Source organism: Streptomyces sp. NBC_00996 (genome assembly GCF_045162675.1).
In the GTDB taxonomy this organism is placed as follows: domain Bacteria; phylum Actinomycetota; class Actinomycetes; order Streptomycetales; family Streptomycetaceae; genus Streptomyces.
In genome coordinates, this window is record NZ_CP108723.1 from 7,053,703 (window position 1) to 7,070,858 (window position 17,156).

The window sequence follows — 17,156 nt, forward strand, 5'->3', positions numbered from 1 at the left end:
CATGACGACCGCTCCCGCTGGGGCCCGTCGCAAGAGGCGTGAACGTCGCCAGAGCCGTCAAAGGTGCCGTCGATGACCATCCGTATTCTCCCCGCCGTCGGTGACATCGACTCGGCCCGCGCGCTCACCACCCTGCTGAGCCAGCTCGCCGACGCCGAACCGGCCCCGCCCGTCCCCGACTCGACGGCGCTGCTTGACACACTGGCGAGGTTGGCCGCCGAGTCCCTCGACGAACTGCCGGAAGTGATCCTGGTCCACGAACGGATAGGTCCCGTACCGGCGCTGGACCTGATCCGCGACCTGGTGATGCGCTTCCCGGCGGTCGGTGTCGTCCTCATCACCGCCGACACCAGCACCGGTGTCCTCACCGCCGCCATGGACTCCGGCGCCCGCGGCATCATCGGCCTGCCGCTCGGCTACGACGCCCTCGCCGAACGCGTCCAGGCGGCCGCCACGTGGTCCGCCGGCATGCGCCGCCACCTCGGCAGCGGTACACCCGAGCTGTACACGGGGCCCGGCGGCACCGTCGTCACGGTGACCGGCGCGAAGGGCGGCGTCGGCGCGACGCTAACCGCCGTCCAACTGGCCCTGGCGGCAGCGGCGTCGGCCCGCACCGTGGCGCTGGTCGACCTCGACCTCCAGTCCGGGGACGTGGCGTCGTACCTGGACGTGCAGTTCCGGCGGTCGGTCGCCGACCTCGCCGGCATCAGCGACATCAACCCACGGGTCCTCCAGGACGCGATCTACACCCACGACAGCGGCATCGGCCTGCTGCTCGCCCCCGCAGAGGGCGAACGCGGCGAGGAGGTCACCGACCGGGTGGCCCGCCAGGTCCTGGCCGCCCTGCGCTCCCGCCACGACGTGGTGGTCGTCGACTGCGGCTCCCAGATGAACGCCGCGACCGCCGCCGCCGTCGAGATGGCCGACCAGGCGCTGCTCCTCGTGACCCCGGACGTCGTCGCCGTCCGCGCCGCCAAACGCATGGTCCGTATGTGGGACCGCCTCCAGATCCGCAAGGCGGAGGAGACGACGACGGTCGTGAACCGTTTTTCGAGGGGTACCGAGATCCAGCTCTCCCTCGTCGAACGCGTCACCGGCACCAAGGTCGCCCGTTCCGCGGTTCCCGCCGCCTTCAAGGAACTCCAGTCCGTGGTCGACGCCGGCCGGCTCCAGGACCTGGACACCCGCTCGACGGTCAAACAGGCCCTGTGGGCGCTGGCCGGCGAACTCGGCCTGGTGGCCGCCCAGGAGAGCGGCGGCGGAGGCCGACGCCGCAAGACGTCGTCGGACCGGGGCGCACTGACCCTGCGCCGACGGGGCGGCGACCGGGGAGCCGTGACGCTCGAATTCGCGGGCATGTTCCCGCTGCTCCTGGTCGTCATGACCATCCTGTGGCAGTGCGTGCTGTACGGCTACTCGTACTCGCTGGCCGGGAACGCGGCGGACGAGGCGGCACGGGCGGCGACAGCGGCGTACGCGGTCCACGGCGACTTCGCCGGAGCGTGCCAGGCGGCGGGGAGCAAGCATCTGCCGGGGGCCTGGAGCGGGGCGGAGATCAACTGCACCCCGGCGGGCTCGGTGATGAAGGCCACCGTCAAGGTCGACGTGCCGCTGTTCTTCCCGGGATTCAACGCGGACTGGCATGTGGACGGAGACGCGGGCGCGGCATTGGAGGGGGACGAGGGATGAGCGTTCTCCCGTTGCTCGGTCATCGGGCTCCGCCACGCCGGCGGGCAACCCCGGCGGCCCGGTCCGACGGTGCCGAATCCGCCGTCGCTGCGGCGAAGCCGAGTCGCGAGACCCGGCCGCGGCGGCGCCGCTGGGACGACCGTGGCGTCTCCATCCTGGAGTTCACCGGATTCCTGCCCATCCTGCTGGTCATCGGCATGGCCGCCATCCAACTCGGCCTCGTCGGCTACGGCATCAACCAGGCGGGCACAGCGGCGCGAGCCGCCGCGCGGATCGAGTCCCAGGGCGGCGACGGCACGGCGGCCGGGCAGGCCGCCGTCAGCGGATGGCTCCACCCGAATGTGTCGCCCGACAAAGGCCCCGATCTCACCACCGCGACCGTCAAGGTCCATGTTCCCCCCGTCATCCCCCTCTTCGGGGGCTGGGATGTGACACGCCACGCCACCATGCCCACCGACGACTGACCGACGGCCCATCGACGACCGACCGACCGACGACCGACCGACGACGACCGACCGACGACCGACCGATGCCCCATCGACGACCGACCGACGACCGACCGAGAGGAGCCGATGTCATGAGCCTGCGTTCTCGCAGGGCCACCCCCGACGAGTCGGGCCCCGCCCGTGAGGACGGACACCTCGTCGCCGTCTACCGCGCGAAGCTCCTCGAAGAGATCGACCTCGCCGAGATGTCCAGCCTGGCGGCAGCCGAACGCCGCGTACGCCTGGAGCGCGTACTGGGCCACATCATCAGCCGAGAGGGTCCGGTCCTCTCCTCCGCGGAACGCTCCCAGCTGATCCGCAGGGTCGTCGACGAGGCCCTTGGCCTCGGCGTCCTCGAACCTCTCCTCGCCGACGCGTCGATCACCGAGATCATGGTCAACGGACCCGACTCCATCTTCGTGGAGCGGGCCGGCCGCGTGGAGCAGCTCCCCCTGCGCTTCGCGTCCAGCGAGCAGCTCATGCAGACCATCGAACGCATCGTCTCGACGGTCAACCGCCGTGTCGACGAGTCGAACCCGATGGTCGACGCCCGCCTGCCCACCGGCGAGCGCGTCAACGTCATCATCCCGCCGCTCGCCCTGACCGGCCCGACGCTCACGATCCGCCGCTTCCCGCGTGCGTACACCCTCCCGGAGCTGATCGGCCTCGGCTCGCTCGACGAGCAGATGCTCATGCTGCTGGCGGCCTTCGTCAGGGCCCGCTTCAACGTCATCGTCAGCGGCGGCACCGGCAGCGGGAAGACGACGCTCCTCAATGCCCTCTCCGGCCTGATCCCGTCCCACGAACGCATCATCACCATCGAGGACTCGGCCGAGCTGCAGCTCCAGCAGGAGCACGTCATCCGCCTCGAATCCCGCCCCCCGAACGTGGAGGGCAAGGGCCAGATCACCATCCGCGACCTGGTCCGCAACTCCCTGCGCATGCGCCCCGACCGCATCATCGTCGGTGAGGTCCGCGGCGGGGAGACCCTCGACATGCTCCAGGCCATGTCGACCGGACACGACGGCTCCCTGGCCACCGTTCACGCGAACTCCGCCGAGGACGCCCTGATGCGCCTCCAGACCCTCGGCTCGATGTCCGAGGTCCAGATCCCCTTCGAGGCCCTGAAGGACCAGATCAACTCGGCGGTCGACGTCGTCGTCCAGCTGGCCCGGCACGCCGACGGCTCCCGCAAGATCACGGAGATCGCCCTGCTCGTCTCGCACGGCCGCGAACAGTTCCGTATCGCGCCCGTCACCCGTTTCGTCCCCCGCCCCGTCGGTCCCGACCGCATCGTCCACGGCCACTTCGAGCACCTGCCGCTGCCCCGCCGGATCGCGGAGAAGCTGTACGTCGCCAACGAGCCGCTGCCGCCCGCCTTCGGCGTCGCGGAGGCCATCGACGTACTGAACACGAGGCAGGCCATCGGATGACTTCCCCCACCTCCGACTCCTCCTCCGAAGGGAGGCAGCCATGAACAACCCCGCCCTCCTCGCCCTCGGCGCGACCCTCCTCGGCGGCACGCTCGCCGTCGCGGGCGTGCACACGTACGCCTCGGGGCGTGCCCAGCGACAGGACCTCGTCGACCGCCTCTCCGGCGGCGGCCCACTGCGTACGGCGGCCGGCCGCGTGCGCCGCTTCGCCGGCATCGACCGCCGACTGCGCCGCACCCGCCTCGGCCGCACCATCCACCTCCGCCTGTCGGCGACGGGACTCGACGTGACGGCGGGGGAGTTCTTCACCTACGTCACGGCGATGGTCGTGGCCCTGTGGCTGATCGCCTCCGCGACCCTCGCCCCCTTCTTCGGCCCGATCGCCGCCGTCCTGGGCGTCTGGAGCGCGGCCATCTTCCTCAACTGGCAACGTCAGAAGCGCATCGAGGCCTTCATCAACCAGCTCCCAGACGTGGCCCGCCTGCTGGCGAACGCCACGGCGGCAGGCCTTGCCCTGCGCACGGCCCTGGCCATGGCGGCGGAGGAGCTGGAGGCCCCGGCGGGTGAGGAACTCGCCCATGTCGCCGACCAGCTGATGCTGGGACGGACCATCGACGACGCGCTCGGCGAACTCTCCGAACGCCTGCCCTCGCGCGAGCTCATCGTTCTCGTCACGACGCTCGTCCTCGCCAACAAGGCGGGTGGCTCCGTCGTCAGCTCCCTGCGCAACCTCACCCAGACCCTCGAAGACCGCAAGGAAACCCGCCGCGAGGTCCGCACCATGCTCTCCGAGGTGAACGCGACGGCCTTCACGGTCCCGTTCCTCGGCATCGGCTCACTCGTGCTGATCAACTCATCGAACGAGGGAGCCCTGGCCCGCGTCACCGGCTCCCCGCTCGGCCAGGGCCTGGTCCTGCTGGCCCTCGGCCTCTACACCGTCGGCTTCTTCGTCATCCGCCGCCTCGGCAAGATCGAAGTATGAGGGAGGGGTTACGTTGCTGCCGCTGCTGCTCGCCGTCCTGATGGGCGCGGCCGTCGCGGGCGTCCTCCTGGGCGTCCGTATGATCCGCGCCGACGCCAAACTCCCCAGCGACCTCACGCTCGCCCTGGAGGTCGGCGGAACCCGTGTCTCCACGGCGGACTCGGCCGTCGACCGTCTCGGTATGCGCTTCGCGCCCACGGTCCTGCGCCTGATGGGCCCCCGCCGCGTGGACGCCAAGCGCCGCCGCATCGACATGGCGGGCAACCCGGGGGGCCTGACACTGAATCGCTATGCGGCCCGCCGCGCGGTGTACGGCATCTTCGGCGTCGTACTGGCCTTCATCTTCCTCTCGAACGGCCAACTCCTCTTCGCCGCGCTGGCATTGGCCTTCGGCCTCCTCGCCGCCGACGCCGCCATCTGGCAGGCCGTCCGCGAACGCAAGGAGGTCATCGACCGCACGCTGCCGGACTTCCTCGACGTCCTGGCCGTCGTCGTCTCGGCGGGCCTCGGCTTCCGCCAGGCCCTGGACCGCGTCGCCGAGAAGTACGAGGGCCCCTGGGCGGACGAGCTGCGCATCACGCTGCGCCAGATGGACATGGGCGTCAGCCGTCGCCAGGCCTTCGACGAGCTCCGCAGGCGCAACTCCTCGGAACAGGTCGCCCAGTTCGTCTCGGCCCTGCAGCAGGGCGAGGAGCTGGGCTCCCCCATCGCGGAGACCCTGATCCAACTCGCCACGGACATGCGCCGCACGGACGCCCAGAACGCCCGCCGCCGCGCCGCCAAGACGATCCCCAAAGCCACCATGGTCACGCTGGTCTTCATGCTCCCGGCGACGATGATCCTGATCGCGACAGGCATGTTCCTGGGCTCGGGGACGAACTTCGGCTCGATCTTGGGTCGATGATGGGCCGCCGTGAGCTGAGGGCCATCGTGCCGCTGGGACGTTCGCAGCTGTGGGCATTCGTGCCGCTGGGGCGGCACCCGTCCCCAAGAAAGCGGCACCTCATGAGCGCCGAGCAGCTCATCCGCCCCGACGGCAACCCGGGCACCGGCCAACCGGCGACAGACGCAGGCGCCGGCCAACCGGCGACAGACGCAGGCACCGGCACAGGTTGGCCCCAAGACGGCACCGCCGGGTATCTCGCAGACGATGCCCCCGCCCCCGGCAACGTCCGCCTCCAGCTCAACGCCCTCCAGGCCCTCTGCCGCCAGGCCTTCGCCGTACGTCTCGCCGCCATCGCGATAGGCGCCCCCTTCGCGATGACGAACGCGACGGACGGCGCCGCCCGCTACGCGGTCCTCGCCGCCGCCGTCCTCGGCGTCATGGGCTCGTACGCGATGCTCAGGGACTGGGACCGCTTCGGCCCCCGCCTCCTGGCCCACCCCACGCTGATGGCCGTAGACCTGTTGTTCGGCGCGGTACTGCTCCTGACCGCATCGCCGGCCTCGCCGCTGGCGTACGCGACGGTCTGCACCCCGCTCCTGTCGGGCCTGCTGTACGGCTGGCGGGCCACGGGAGTCTTCACGGGCCTGCAACTGATCGTCCTCCTCACGGTGTTCAGGGCGTGGGAACACCACCCGGGAGCGGGCGCCAGCACCCTCCTCATCGCCGGTTTCTGCGTCGGCGCCGGCATCATCGGCGTAACCCTCCGCAACCTGATGTTCCGCTTCGGCACGGCCAGCCAGGCGCTGTCCGAGGCGACCTCCCGCCTCGCCGTGGCGGAGGCCGTGGAGTCCGAACGGGCCCGTCTGGCCCGTGAGATGCACGACTCCGTGGCGAAGACCCTCCATGGCCTGGCCCTGGCGGCGGAGGCACTGGCGACGTCGGCGGACGCGTCGGACCCGCAGGTGCTCAAACGCCAGGCGGCGCTGGTGGCGGGCGCGGCGCGCCGCGCGGCGATGGAGTCCCGCGCGCTCCTGACGGACCTGCGCCGCCACACGGACCTCACGACCCCGGACACGGACGTTCTGTCCGAACTCCACGCCCACGCGGCGGAGTTCGAGTCCCGCACGCGCCTCACCACGGTGGTACGACACCGGGGCGGGCGCCCGATCCTCCCCTACGCCAAGGCTCACCACGTCCTGGCGATCGCGTCCGAGGCCCTGGAGAACGCCCATCGCCACGCGCACGCGAGCGGGATCGCGGTCGAACTCGACGTCTCGGAGGCCGATTTCACGCTACGGGTCCAGGACGACGGAGTGGGTCCGCCCCCCTCCCTCACCCTCCACGACCTGACGAGAACCGGCCACTTCGGTTTGCTCGGCATGACGGAACGAGCCGCCTCGCTCGGCGGTCGCATCGCCCTGAACCGCCCCCCGCAGGGCGGCACCGAGGTCCACCTGACCCTCCCTCTCTCCTCGGCCGCCGCCCACCCGCCCCCCACTCCCCAAGAGGAGGCCGCTCATGCCTGACCAGGCACTTACCGGCCCGCCCCTGCGTGTACTCGTCGCCGACGACAACCCGGTCGTCCGGGCGGGCCTGACCGCGCTGCTCGGCGGCCACCCGGACATCGAGGTGGTCGCGGCGGCACCCGACGGCGACGAGGCCCTCAAGGCCGCCGCCCGCCTCACCCCGGACGTCGTGCTCCTCGACGTCCGCATGCCCGGCACGGACGGCCTGACCGCCCTCCCCGAACTGGCGCGCCTGGCCCCCGTGATGATGCTGACCTACAGCCGCGAACCCGAGGTCGTGGCCGAAGCCCTGCGCCGAGGCGCGTCCGGCTACTTGGTCCACGGCGAGTTCACAGCCGCCCAACTGATCACGGCCGTACGCGACCTGCGGCACGGAAGGCCGACTGGCCGGCCAACTATGTCGGATTCACTCGGAGTTTCGCACGAACCGAACGAACTCGCTTCGCATCTGCAACCATCTATGGCACAGTCGTCAAAGGCTCGACCCGCCTACGCGACGGGGCTGCGCCGCGGGCACCCCAACCGGCCCGACTTCGGCCTGAGTTCAAGGGAGGTGGAGGTGATGGACCTCATCGCGGCCGGCATGAACAACCGCCAAATCGCCGCCACCTGCTTCATCAGCGAGAAGACCGTCAAGAACCACATCAACCGCATCTTCGCAAAGCTGCACAGTTCCTCGCGCAGCGAAGCCATCGCCCACTGGCTGGGCACGACCCACGAGGGGTGGAGCCGATGACTCCACCCACCGGAAGTTGGGCCCCAGGGCCCACCCGGAGTAGGCGCGTTCTCACGTACGGTGCACAGGTCGGTAGTGGCGTCGGGTGGGAGGGCAGGGGCCGTGAACAGGTTCGAGAGGTGGACGCGGACGGTTGTCTCCCGGATGCGGGGCGAGGGCCGGGACGCGGGGGCCGGGTTCGTGGAGTATGCGGGCCTGATGATCATCATTGCGGGGATCTTTACGTTGATCGACCAGTTGGGGCTGGACGGGCTGATCTCCGGTGCGATCGGCGACGCGGTCGACCGGGTGATCGGCGGAGGCGGCTGACCACCCATCTACTCAGCGACGACCGAGGGCAGACTCTCCCGATCTACATTTGGTTGACAGGGATTCTGCTCTTTGCTGCGTTCGCCTTCTTTGCGTTCGCCCAGGCAGCGTCCGCCCGCAATGGAGCTCAGTCTGCGGCGGACGCTGCGGCGTTGGCGGCGGCGCAGGACGCCCGGGACGAAGTGATGGATCGCCTGGGAGCGGCTATCGGCCAGGACGACAACTGGCTGGACTGGCTCGACGGCAAACAGAACCCTGTGGGGGCGGGAACGACGGCCGCGGCCCAGCAGCTGGCCGCCGAGAACGACTCGTCTCTCCAGGGCGTACTGCAAGTCACGAGGAACGGCTTTCCCGGGTATCAGGCCGACATCCAGACCAACTACACGGTCGGCGACTCGATCATTCCTGGTACGGAGGGCATGCGGGCGAAAGCCCATGCCGTCGCCGTCATCCAGCCGCGCTGCGATTTCGATCTGGACGCGGATCCCGCGAAGCCCGTCGAGCTGGACTGCGACGGCGAGATCGTGAACATCGACCCCGGAGACTTCAACCAGGACGACCTTCCGGACGCCTCCGTGTTGTTCTCCGTGCATCTGGCCGAGTGAGAGGAAGCCGCACTGATGGACTTTCGGCACACCATGAAGGGCCGCAGGGCGCTGAGCGCGGTGGCGATCACGACTGGGTTGCTCCTCACGGTAGCCGGTTGCGGCGGGGGCGGCGACAACGGCAAGTCGAAGGAGGACTCGGCCACTTCTTCCCCCAAGTCCAGTAAGGATGACAAAAGTAGCCAGTCGCAGACACCGTCGGCCGACAACGTGCTGGCGACGGCGAAGGACGGCGACATCACCGTCACCATCACTTCCGCCGAGCGTGACCAGGGAGGCTTCGTCACCGTGTCGGGTCAGGTGACGAACGGGGGAAGCGGCTCCTGGCTGGGCGCTGACTGGCAGAGCAATGAGACGGAGTTGGCCGGCAACGGCGGCTCGTTGTCGGGCGCCAGCCTGGTGGACGAGAAGGGCAAGAAGAAGTACCTCGTCTTGAGGGACACATCCGGACGCTGTCTCTGCACGAAGTTCTCGCGGGTGAGGCCGGGCGATTCGGCATCTTGGTTCGCACAGTTCCCCGCCCCACCTGAGGGCACCAACGCGGTCAACTTCCAAGTGGGCTCCATGCCACCCACTGTCATCAATCTCACCGAGGGCGAGTAGCCATGGCCCTCACTCCGCGTGCCACTCATACCTTCACGGCCCTGGCCGTGCTGGCCACCCTCAGCCTCACAGCGGGCCCAGTGCACGCCGACGGCGATCCCAGCGCCCCACCGGGCAGCATCACCACCTCCCCACCCCCCGAAGTGGACGCCAACAGCCCTGGCCTCAAGCTCGCCGACGGTGCAACCCTGGCCCCCGCCAAGGTCCTGGACATCAAGTCGGTGGTAGAGGACCTCGGTGGCGAGGAACGCCGCGAGGACACGAACTCGGATGTGACCTTCGCGCTGCAAGCGGAGGTTCTCTTCCCCAAGGACAGCTCGAAACTGAACCCCGAGGCCCATTCCCGCATCCAGGCGATCGCGGACGAGATCAAGGCCCAGAACGCGACGACGGTCCGAGTCTTCGGCTTCACCGACAACCTCGGTTCGTACGCGCACGGCCTGACGCTCTCCAAGAAGCGCGCGGAAGCGGTCCACGACCAACTGGCCGCAGCCCTCGGCTCGACGGACATCACCTTCGAGGTCCGCGGCTACAGCGAGGACTACCCGATCGCGGACAACACCTCGGAACAGGGCCGCCGCAAGAACCGCCGTGTGGAGGTGACTTTCCCGCGCGGGGCGTCGAGCGGCGATTCATCGGGAACCCAGAGCTGAGCGAAGCACGCGTGGGCGAACAGCTCTTGGCTGCCGGTCGTCCACGAGGACCGGCAGACGTGCCTTAGGTCACTCGGCGCGTACCTGCTGGCCACACGGAGCGGAGGGCAATGCGTACTGATCGGGAAGGTTCCGGCGGCGCGATAGGCGACCTTCCGGACGGCACCTTCGAGACCACCCAGGACATGAACGTGCAGGAGATTCAGTCCATCAACTGTTAGGCGGCCAACTGGGGGACGCACGGCCCGTACTGTCGGTGGTGAGTCCGTGGTGTCCAACCGGACGCCGGGTCAGGACGCTCTGGGTGTCGCCCGGAATGCCGGCAGCGAGAAGGACCGGGCCGCCCGGCAGGGAGAGTGAGCCGTACGATGAAGGACGCAGAGATCCTGGCCCGGTTCGACGGTAGGGGCCGGGCGGAGTTCCTCCTCGGAGGCTTCGAGGCCATGGACTCCAACAAGATCACGGCGATGGCCTTCGAATTCGGCTATGACCTGCAGGCAACCGAGGTGCCGAGCAAGAGCGCGCTCCGGTTGATCTACGTACGGAACGACTCTCCGACGGCTCGCCGGCGTGCTCAGGAGACCCACCAGCGGTTGTACACGGGCGGTCCGCTCCTTCCCACGTGGATGGCCCCAGGTGCGCAGCCCGGTACGACCAGGCCCGTCACTTCCCTTGAGATGGCGTCGGCGCGACAGGGGCTTGCCGCCTATGAGACCAACGGGGTGAAGGGTTTCGCCGCCTTCATCGGCCTGCTCGGCCTCGGGTGCTTCGCCCTCGCCTGGGCGGGACGAGACACGCTGGGCGTTGCCCTCTTCATGGTGGTGATGGGCATCCTCTTGGCTGTGGTGGCAGCGTTGACGCCAGGATGGAGGAAGCGCTGGTACGAGAAGAACAGGCGCCTGGTGGAGCTCTACGACCAACAGCGGGCCGGTCAGGTGGGGCCACCACCTCCGCCCCCGCCAGGACCCGTCGACCGACGCGGTGACGAACGGGGTGGACAGTGATGCGGGTCGATTTCTCGGCGCCTGCCGAGTTCGAAGAGGTGCCCCTCGAACTCGACTTCGAGAAACAAGCATGAGCAGTCTTGCCGATGCAGTGGACGAGGCGCGCAAGAGGCGCATCCGGTACCCCGTCCTGCTGGCGGCCGGCATCAGCTGCTACGTCCTCGCCGTGATCGCGGGGCTGCTCCTCGTGGCGGACGACTTCGGTCCCGGCCGCTTGATACCCCTGTGGATCGTGCATGGGGTACTTCTCGTCGTGCTGATCCGAAAACTGGGGGCCAGGGAGTCCAGTGCCTACGCGATGCTTTTCATCGTGTGCACGTCCCTGATGTCCGTGTACGTAGCCGGCGTGGCGCGCGACGACCTCACGCTTCAGCAGCGAGGCAGGAAGGTCAGCGCCACGGTCGTGAAGGAGTGGCGCGACCCGGCACAGGGGCGCAAGGCCCGTGACTACAACTACGCACTGGAGCATCGGGACGGCACCGCGGTCCCGGGACCTGCCATGAGAGCGACGTCCGACCTCTACGACGTCGGCCAGGTTGTGACGGTGATCGAGGACTCCCAGGGCGAACTCCGTCCCCAGACTCCGGGCCAGGCGGACGCCACGGGCGATGCGCTCGGTTCGGGGGCCTTCGCGCTCGCCGCGCTCGGCGCCGTCGGCTGGATGACATGGCGGGGGTCGGACGCTGCGAGGCGGCGCGACGTACGGAAGCGGCCGGCCGCCGTGCGAAAGGCGTACAAGGCCGTCACTGGCGATCACTCCACGCAGCAAGAGCAGGAGGAGAAGCTGCGTGAGGCCCTGCGTGCCTACCCCGCCGACCGGCGCGGCTACATCAAAGTGCACCCCGAGGAGTACCCGGATGTGCTGCAGCAGCGGGCGGCCCGGATGGCCTGGGAGATGGGCCTGCGCGCGGAGGCGGCGGGCAACCGGGGGTCGTGGCGCTTCGGAGAGACCGTGGTCGAGGAAGTCCCGCACGACTGAGCCCGCGAAAGGTAGTGAGCAGGCAGGCTCTTGGAGGGCCTCGGCTTCCTTGGCGACGCCGATCGATCAGAGCAGATGATCGGCCTTCCCGGCCTTGATGTCCCGGATGAGGTTGGCGAGGGCCTCGCGGGTGTCGGTGAGGTGGTGGTCTTCCTGGCCGGCGACGGCGATGTAGGCGTTGCCGTTGGTGTCGGTGCCTATGCGGAAGCAGTTGTTGCCTTCTCCGCAGTGCGGGTCTTCCCAGTTGATGGCGGTCACGGCGACTCCCCTAGAGTTCGCGGGCGATCTTGCGGATGATGTCGCGGGACGCCGAGGGCGCCAGCGCCGCGTCGTCCATCCACTCCAGGTGGGAACGGTACTTTGTGAGCTGCGCCTCCGCATGGGTGAATTCGGGCCCGTGGGCCGAGTCGAGCTGCACGGTGTCGAGTTGGGCCAAGGGTCCGTCCGCGTACAGCAGTGCGTGACCCGCGCCGGGAAATCCGCCCACGCTGGTGGGGATGATCCGCACCTCGATCGTCTCGCGCTCTGACTCGGTCGCCAGATATGTGAGTTGCTCCCGTGTCACCTTGGTGCCGCCGAACGGCATCCGTAGAGCGGCCTCGTGTACGTAAGCGACGTACGGAAGGGGCTGCGGCCTCTCGAAGACCTGCTGGCGCTCCATGCGGTGGGCGACACGCAGTTCGACCTCAAGTCGGGTCAACGGCGGCAGTACGGCGGCGAAGACCGCGCGGGCGTACTCCTCGGTCTGGAGCAGCCCCGGCACGTGTATGACCTGGGCGGTCCTGACGCGCTTGGCGTGCCACTCCAACTCGGCGATGTCCAGTAGCCCTGAGGGAAGGGTGCCCCGGTGTCGCTCCCACCATCCGCGCTCCTTGCTCTCGGCGATGGCAGCCAGTGCGTCGATGTAACTCTTGTCCGAACAGGCGTAGTTGCATGCGAGCGTACGCACGCGTTCGGGTGAGAACGGGCGGATACCCGACTCCATGTTGGACAGTCTCGTCCGGTCGATCCCGAGGAGCCCGGCGGCGTACTCCGTCGTGGCACCCGCTGCCGTGCGCATCTTGCGCAACTCGGCGCCCAGCCTCTTCTGCCGCTCTGTCGGCGTGGTTCTCGTCGCCATGCCACCCCTTCTCGTGCCGTGATGGCCGTCAGTCTGCCCGTGCAAGGCAGCCCAGGTCCATCTGGAGAGGGGGTAATTATCTCTAATTGGGTGGACACAGTGACTCCAGCTCCCTACATTCGGTGACGCAACGCTTACGCACGGCACAGTCGGAAGCGCATCGCGCGAGCCTGCCCGCAGCCTCCTGCCCCGGGAGGGGTGGGCCGCGCCGGGGAGACAGGCACACCGGTCGTGCGGTTACTTCACATCACGTCGCATCGCTCTCGAACGCCGGTGCAAAATAAGGGAGTTACCCATGCCCGGAGCCGTCGCCGCATGCCTGGTCCGCACCGAAGACCGCCCCACCCCGCCCGCCCCGGAGACACTCGCATACAGCCTCACGCTCCCCGCGAGCTGCACCACACCGCGTATCGCCCGCGCCGCGACCCGTACGATCCTGCGGGCGCACGGCCTGTCCGACATCGCGGACGCGGCGGTCCAGACGGTGTCCGAACTGGCCGCCTGTGCCTGCCAGTTCGCGCCCACCGCCGAGGTGTACGTGTCCCTGCGATACCGGGACGGAGCCCTTCGCGTGATCCTCTACGACAGCCACCCCCGTCATACGAACCCCCGCCTCGCAGCGGCCTGTGACACCCGCCGCCGCGCGGCGCTCCGCGTCCTGGCCTGCGTCGTACGGGAGTGTGACGGGGACTGGGGCTTCGGCGAGGCCCGCGAACCGGGCGGTGGTACGCGCATGTGGGCCGTGCTGCCACGCGGGGGCGCTCGGGCTTATGGCGAGTCGGACCACCCTCGTGGGTGACGTCGGTCGGGAAACGGGGCTGTCTGCGAGTGCGGCTGTCTACGGTTTCGACGTGATCGAGTCGTACGTGATCGAGCTGGAGCCTGAGGTGCGGCGTTGGCTCGAAATCCTGCCCCCGCGGCACTACCGCCAGGCCGAGGAGAAGGCTGAGCTTCTGGCGTCGTCTCCGACCACTCTTGGTGAGCCGCACTCCCGTAACCTGGGTGAGGGCGTGCGCGAGCTGCGGTTCATCCTGGACGGCAATGCCATACGGGTCACCTACTGGCTGGCGCCCGGTCGGCGCATCATCTTGTTGACGGTCTTCAGGAAGACAGCGATGCGGGAAGTAGCCGAGGTTAAGCGCGCCAAGCAGGCGAAGGTGCTGTGCGAGGCGGAGCATGGTCCGGCACACGAGGAGTTCACCCGCGATTTCCGGGAGGAGCTGTGAACCACACCCACTGGAAGCTGACGCGCGAGCGGGAGGCCAGGGAGGGGTACGTCGAGCCCCCGGAGGTAGTCGCCGAGCGCGAGCAGATCCGGCTGGCGCACGACCTGGGACAGCTGGTGTACGACCGGCGGGTGGCTTTGGGGCTGACACAGTCCGGACTTGGTGAGCGGCTTGGAATGACGTCCGACGATGTGGAGGCGATCGAGCTCGGCGGAATGCTCCCTGTCACCGCCGACCTCCTGGTCCGACTGGCGACCGCGCTTGAGGTCACCGTGGATGTGCATGTGGTGTCCGGCGGGCACAACACGGTGGCGTTCGGGGGGCACGCGGCGTAGTCGGGGGCTTGTGGTGGGCGTGCCGGTGATCGGAGTCGCGAAGTGACCCCAGGGGCCGCCCGCACTCGCGGTCGCAGCGGGCGGACATCGTCCGGATGCTCCCGAGCGCCCCTGCCCCCTGTGTTGCGGCGGGTGCGACCCCAGGGCAGCGGCGGTGCTGGCCGAGCGACACGGTTCCTCGCGTCCTGGTCGGGCGGGGGGCCTGGTGTCACCATGCCCCGGGATGGCTCGCACGCGACGTCGGAGGTTCGTTATGAGAAAGATTGTGCTGATGATGTCGGTGTCCCTCGACGGGTACATCGAGGGACCGAACCGTGAGATCGACTGGCACATGGTCGACGCCGAGCTGCACCGGCACTTCAATCGCGAGATCCGGCAGATGGGTGCTCTGCTGAGCGGGCGGGTGACGTACGAGCTGATGGCCGGGTTCTGGCCGACGGCGGACAAGGATCCGGACAGTACGCCCGAGGTGGTCGAGTTCGCCGGGATCTGGCGGAACATGCCCAAGGTGGTGTTCTCGCGCACGCTGGAGCGCGGCGAGGGGCACACCACCATTGTGCGGGAGGTCGTGCCCGAGGAGATCCGGGCGCTCAAGGAGCAGCCGGGCGGGAATCTGGGGCTCGGCGGGGCCGACCTCGCCGCCGAGTTCATGCGGCACGATCTTGTGGACGAGTTCTGGGTGTACGTCCATCCGGTGCTCCTCGGCCGTGGCAAGCCGCTGTTCCCGGAGGCGGACGCCCTGACCCGGCTCCGGCTCATCGAGGCGAGGGTCTTCGGCAACGGTGTCGTACAGCTGCGGTACGAACGTGCCAACGTCGCCGCGTCGTAAAGCGGTTGTTCTGGAGGCGGGCCCTGGGTAGGAACTGCGCATGACTGGACTCGGCGCTGTGTTCCGACCCCAACTTCCTCCCGAACGGCTCCGTGCCCTCGCGCGCGTCGCGGACGACGCGGGCCTCGAGGAGCTGTGGCTGTGGGAGGACTGCTTCCTTGAAGGAGGGATCTCCGCCGCCGCGGCCGCCCTCGCCTGGACCGAACGCGTGCGCGTCGGGGTGGGGCTGCTGCCCGTCCCGCTGCGGAACGTCGCCGTCACCGCGATGGAGACCGCCACGCTGCACCGGCTGTTCCCGGGGCGGGCCATCGTGGGCGCGGGCCACGGCGTGCAGGACTGGATGGGGCAGGTCGGGGCGCGGGCCGAGTCGCCCGTGACGCTGCTGCGCGAGCACCTCGACGCGTTGCGTGCGCTGCTGCGGGGGGAGCGGGTCACCACCGACGGGCGGTACGTGAAGCTCGACGGTGTCGCCCTCGACTGGCCGCCCGCCGGGGCGCCCGAGGTCCTCGCCGGCGCCACCGGGCCCCGTACGCTCCGGCTCTCCGGCGAGGCCGCCGACGGCACCATCCTCACCGCCTCCACCGCGCCCGAAGGGGTACGGCGGGCACGCCGACTCATCGATGAGGGGCGAAAGGCGGCGGGGCGGACCGACCGCCACCGCGTTGTCGTCTACCTCCACGCCGCCACCGGCCCCGACGCCGCCGCCCGGCTGCGTGCCGAGATCGAGGCCAACGGAGAGGATCCGGTCCCGGAGCACGGTGTCGCCGGTGACGCGGGCGCCGTGGCCAAAGCCGTCCAGCGGCTCGCGGACGCCGGGGCCGACACCGTAGTCGTCCAGCCCACCGCCGACGAACCGGATCCCGAGGGGTTCGTCCGGTTCGTGGCCGAGGAAGTGCGCCCGCTGATCCCCTGAGCAGCCCAGTGCTCCGGCCGAGGGTGAGTGTCAGTGGCCGGTGCCGGACTCGGTGGGCATGGATGAGGACGTACGTCTGAGGGACGTGACCGAGGCCGATCTGGAAGCGCCCGCAGCCGCCGACGCACGGAAGGGGCCGTGCCGGTACATCGCACGCCCCGTCGCTTACGTTCGGATCTGGAAGCGGCCCACCACCACCCAACGTCTGATTCACCGGCGGCGGCGCGGATGTACCGGCACGGCCCCGACCCACCACCGGACGGGCGGTCGTTGAGGATCCGCAGCGCCCCGATCACCCCGGCCGGTGATCCCCCGCACTCCCGTCGATCAGCTCCCGCACGATGTCCATGTGCCCCGCGTGCCGGGCCGTCTCCTCGACCATGCGGATCAGGACCCAGCGCAGGGAGACAGTCGTGCCGTTCCACGACGTGCCCAGGTCGTCGAGGGGCAGCTCGGAGATGGTGCGGTCGGCGGCGGCGCGGGCGCGGCCGTAGAACTCGACGATCCGGGCCGTCGTCTCGCCCTGGCCCACCTTCATGTCCTCCCCGGCGAACGGGTCGAACCACAGCGGCTCGGTCTCGCGCCCGAACGTCGTGCAGAACCACCCGTACTCGACGGATGCGAGGTGCTTCACCAGGCCCAGCAGGTTGGTGCCCGACGGCGTCATCACGCGTCGTACCTGCTCGTCGTCGAGGCCCTCCAGTTTCCACAGCACCGCGTCCCGATGCCGGTCGAGACTCGCGTGCAGACTTTCCTTCTCGCCACCGGTGTACGGCACCCGGACGGCCCCTGGACTCGTCGTCATGCCCGGAACGTAGCAGCGGGCACCGACAATGCCCGGCG

Annotated in this window: 21 protein-coding genes; 18 read left to right on the forward strand and 3 right to left on the reverse strand. The window is 69.4% G+C overall.

What is annotated here, in order from left to right:
- Nucleotides 1–72 precede the first annotated feature (72 nt).
- The 13 genes from OG390_RS33160 (at nucleotide 73) to OG390_RS33220 (ending at nucleotide 11,890) form a co-directional block, all read left to right on the forward strand.
- A complete protein-coding gene (locus OG390_RS33160; protein WP_406173039.1) occupies nucleotides 73–1,689 on the forward strand; it encodes a CpaE family protein in 1,617 nt (538 codons plus the stop codon).
- Nucleotides 1,686–2,153 carry a TadE/TadG family type IV pilus assembly protein gene (locus OG390_RS33165; RefSeq protein ID WP_406173040.1) on the forward strand — a complete coding sequence of 156 codons (468 nt, stop codon included), beginning with the start codon at nucleotides 1,686–1,688 and terminating at the stop codon, nucleotides 2,151–2,153. The genes OG390_RS33160 and OG390_RS33165 overlap by 4 nt, the downstream gene beginning before the upstream one ends.
- A 113-nt stretch (nucleotides 2,154–2,266) precedes the next feature.
- The gene (locus tag OG390_RS33170; RefSeq protein WP_406173041.1) at nucleotides 2,267–3,607 is read left to right on the forward strand and encodes a CpaF family protein; all 1,341 of its coding nucleotides are present in this window, start codon (nucleotides 2,267–2,269) and stop codon (nucleotides 3,605–3,607) included.
- A gap of 40 nt (nucleotides 3,608–3,647) precedes the next feature.
- Nucleotides 3,648–4,589, forward strand: coding sequence for a type II secretion system F family protein (locus OG390_RS33175; RefSeq protein WP_406173042.1), 942 nt, complete (start codon nucleotides 3,648–3,650; stop codon nucleotides 4,587–4,589).
- 13 nt (nucleotides 4,590–4,602) lie between these two features.
- Nucleotides 4,603–5,493: a DUF5936 domain-containing protein gene (locus OG390_RS33180; RefSeq protein ID WP_406173043.1), complete on the forward strand. Its 891-nt coding sequence runs from the start codon at nucleotides 4,603–4,605 to the stop codon at nucleotides 5,491–5,493.
- Between the two features lie 101 nt (nucleotides 5,494–5,594).
- The gene (locus OG390_RS33185; RefSeq protein ID WP_406173044.1) at nucleotides 5,595–7,001 is read left to right on the forward strand and encodes a sensor histidine kinase; all 1,407 of its coding nucleotides are present in this window, start codon (nucleotides 5,595–5,597) and stop codon (nucleotides 6,999–7,001) included.
- The gene (locus OG390_RS33190) at nucleotides 6,994–7,737 is read left to right on the forward strand and encodes a response regulator (RefSeq protein ID WP_406173045.1); all 744 of its coding nucleotides are present in this window, start codon (nucleotides 6,994–6,996) and stop codon (nucleotides 7,735–7,737) included. Before OG390_RS33185 ends, OG390_RS33190 begins: the two co-directional genes overlap by 8 nt.
- Nucleotides 7,738–7,839: 102 nt before the next feature.
- Nucleotides 7,840–8,046 (forward strand): hypothetical protein, encoded by a 207-nt coding sequence (locus tag OG390_RS33195; protein WP_406178388.1) that lies wholly within the window; start codon nucleotides 7,840–7,842, stop codon nucleotides 8,044–8,046.
- On the forward strand, nucleotides 8,043–8,651 hold the full coding sequence (locus tag OG390_RS33200) for a pilus assembly protein TadG-related protein (protein WP_406177998.1): 609 nt from the start codon (nucleotides 8,043–8,045) through the stop codon (nucleotides 8,649–8,651). The genes OG390_RS33195 and OG390_RS33200 overlap by 4 nt, the downstream gene beginning before the upstream one ends.
- Nucleotides 8,652–8,666: 15 nt before the next feature.
- The gene (locus tag OG390_RS33205) at nucleotides 8,667–9,254 is read left to right on the forward strand and encodes a hypothetical protein (protein ID WP_406173046.1); all 588 of its coding nucleotides are present in this window, start codon (nucleotides 8,667–8,669) and stop codon (nucleotides 9,252–9,254) included.
- 2 nt (nucleotides 9,255–9,256) lie between these two features.
- Complete coding sequence (locus OG390_RS33210) at nucleotides 9,257–9,907, forward strand: OmpA family protein (protein ID WP_406173047.1); 651 nt, start codon at nucleotides 9,257–9,259, stop codon at nucleotides 9,905–9,907.
- Between the two features lie 368 nt (nucleotides 9,908–10,275).
- Nucleotides 10,276–10,911: a hypothetical protein gene (locus tag OG390_RS33215; protein ID WP_406173048.1), complete on the forward strand. Its 636-nt coding sequence runs from the start codon at nucleotides 10,276–10,278 to the stop codon at nucleotides 10,909–10,911.
- Between the two features lie 70 nt (nucleotides 10,912–10,981).
- Nucleotides 10,982–11,890, forward strand: a complete 909-nt coding sequence (locus tag OG390_RS33220; RefSeq protein ID WP_406173049.1) for a hypothetical protein — start codon at nucleotides 10,982–10,984, stop codon at nucleotides 11,888–11,890.
- Nucleotides 11,891–11,956: 66 nt separating this feature from the next.
- Here OG390_RS33220 and OG390_RS33225 read toward each other — a convergent pair whose 3' ends face one another.
- Both OG390_RS33225 and OG390_RS33230 read right to left on the reverse strand, forming a co-directional pair.
- Nucleotides 11,957–12,148: a hypothetical protein gene (locus OG390_RS33225; protein ID WP_406173050.1), complete on the reverse strand. Its 192-nt coding sequence runs from the start codon at nucleotides 12,146–12,148 to the stop codon at nucleotides 11,957–11,959.
- A gap of 10 nt (nucleotides 12,149–12,158) precedes the next feature.
- Nucleotides 12,159–13,010, reverse strand: coding sequence for a helix-turn-helix domain-containing protein (locus OG390_RS33230; RefSeq protein ID WP_406173051.1), 852 nt, complete (start codon nucleotides 13,008–13,010; stop codon nucleotides 12,159–12,161).
- Nucleotides 13,011–13,305: 295 nt separating this feature from the next.
- Here OG390_RS33230 and OG390_RS33235 point away from each other — a divergent pair, with 295 nt between their 5' ends.
- From OG390_RS33235 to OG390_RS33255, 5 genes are all read left to right on the forward strand, one after another.
- Entirely contained in the window at nucleotides 13,306–13,809 is a 504-nt protein-coding gene (locus OG390_RS33235) for an ATP-binding protein (protein WP_406173052.1), read from the forward strand.
- Between the two features lie 52 nt (nucleotides 13,810–13,861).
- Nucleotides 13,862–14,236, forward strand: coding sequence for a type II toxin-antitoxin system RelE/ParE family toxin (locus tag OG390_RS33240; protein ID WP_406173053.1), 375 nt, complete (start codon nucleotides 13,862–13,864; stop codon nucleotides 14,234–14,236).
- Complete coding sequence (locus OG390_RS33245; RefSeq protein ID WP_406173054.1) at nucleotides 14,233–14,571, forward strand: helix-turn-helix domain-containing protein; 339 nt, start codon at nucleotides 14,233–14,235, stop codon at nucleotides 14,569–14,571. The genes OG390_RS33240 and OG390_RS33245 overlap by 4 nt, the downstream gene beginning before the upstream one ends.
- Before the next feature lie 253 nt (nucleotides 14,572–14,824).
- Complete coding sequence (locus OG390_RS33250; RefSeq protein ID WP_406173055.1) at nucleotides 14,825–15,400, forward strand: dihydrofolate reductase family protein; 576 nt, start codon at nucleotides 14,825–14,827, stop codon at nucleotides 15,398–15,400.
- 40 nt (nucleotides 15,401–15,440) lie between these two features.
- Entirely contained in the window at nucleotides 15,441–16,313 is an 873-nt protein-coding gene (locus tag OG390_RS33255; protein WP_406173056.1) for an LLM class flavin-dependent oxidoreductase, read from the forward strand.
- A gap of 292 nt (nucleotides 16,314–16,605) precedes the next feature.
- On the opposite strand, the gene OG390_RS33260 is transcribed toward OG390_RS33255, so the two are convergent.
- Entirely contained in the window at nucleotides 16,606–17,118 is a 513-nt protein-coding gene (locus OG390_RS33260; protein WP_406173057.1) for a DinB family protein, read from the reverse strand.
- Nucleotides 17,119–17,156: the final 38 nt, after the last annotated feature.

Coding starts and splice junctions, on each gene's coding strand:
- OG390_RS33160 (WP_406173039.1), top strand. CDS start 73: ATGACCATCCGTATTCTCCCCGCCGTCGGTGACATCGACTCGGCCCGC.
- OG390_RS33165 (WP_406173040.1), top strand. CDS start 1,686: ATGAGCGTTCTCCCGTTGCTCGGTCATCGGGCTCCGCCACGCCGGCGG.
- OG390_RS33170 (WP_406173041.1), top strand. CDS start 2,267: ATGAGCCTGCGTTCTCGCAGGGCCACCCCCGACGAGTCGGGCCCCGCC.
- OG390_RS33175 (WP_406173042.1), top strand. CDS start 3,648: ATGAACAACCCCGCCCTCCTCGCCCTCGGCGCGACCCTCCTCGGCGGC.
- OG390_RS33185 (WP_406173044.1), top strand. CDS start 5,595: ATGAGCGCCGAGCAGCTCATCCGCCCCGACGGCAACCCGGGCACCGGC.
- OG390_RS33190 (WP_406173045.1), top strand. CDS start 6,994: ATGCCTGACCAGGCACTTACCGGCCCGCCCCTGCGTGTACTCGTCGCC.
- OG390_RS33205 (WP_406173046.1), top strand. CDS start 8,667: ATGGACTTTCGGCACACCATGAAGGGCCGCAGGGCGCTGAGCGCGGTG.
- OG390_RS33210 (WP_406173047.1), top strand. CDS start 9,257: ATGGCCCTCACTCCGCGTGCCACTCATACCTTCACGGCCCTGGCCGTG.
- OG390_RS33215 (WP_406173048.1), top strand. CDS start 10,276: ATGAAGGACGCAGAGATCCTGGCCCGGTTCGACGGTAGGGGCCGGGCG.
- OG390_RS33220 (WP_406173049.1), top strand. CDS start 10,982: ATGAGCAGTCTTGCCGATGCAGTGGACGAGGCGCGCAAGAGGCGCATC.
- OG390_RS33230 (WP_406173051.1), bottom strand. CDS start 13,010: ATGGCGACGAGAACCACGCCGACAGAGCGGCAGAAGAGGCTGGGCGCC.
- OG390_RS33235 (WP_406173052.1), top strand. CDS start 13,306: ATGCCCGGAGCCGTCGCCGCATGCCTGGTCCGCACCGAAGACCGCCCC.
- OG390_RS33250 (WP_406173055.1), top strand. CDS start 14,825: ATGAGAAAGATTGTGCTGATGATGTCGGTGTCCCTCGACGGGTACATC.
- OG390_RS33255 (WP_406173056.1), top strand. CDS start 15,441: ATGACTGGACTCGGCGCTGTGTTCCGACCCCAACTTCCTCCCGAACGG.
- OG390_RS33260 (WP_406173057.1), bottom strand. CDS start 17,118: ATGACGACGAGTCCAGGGGCCGTCCGGGTGCCGTACACCGGTGGCGAG.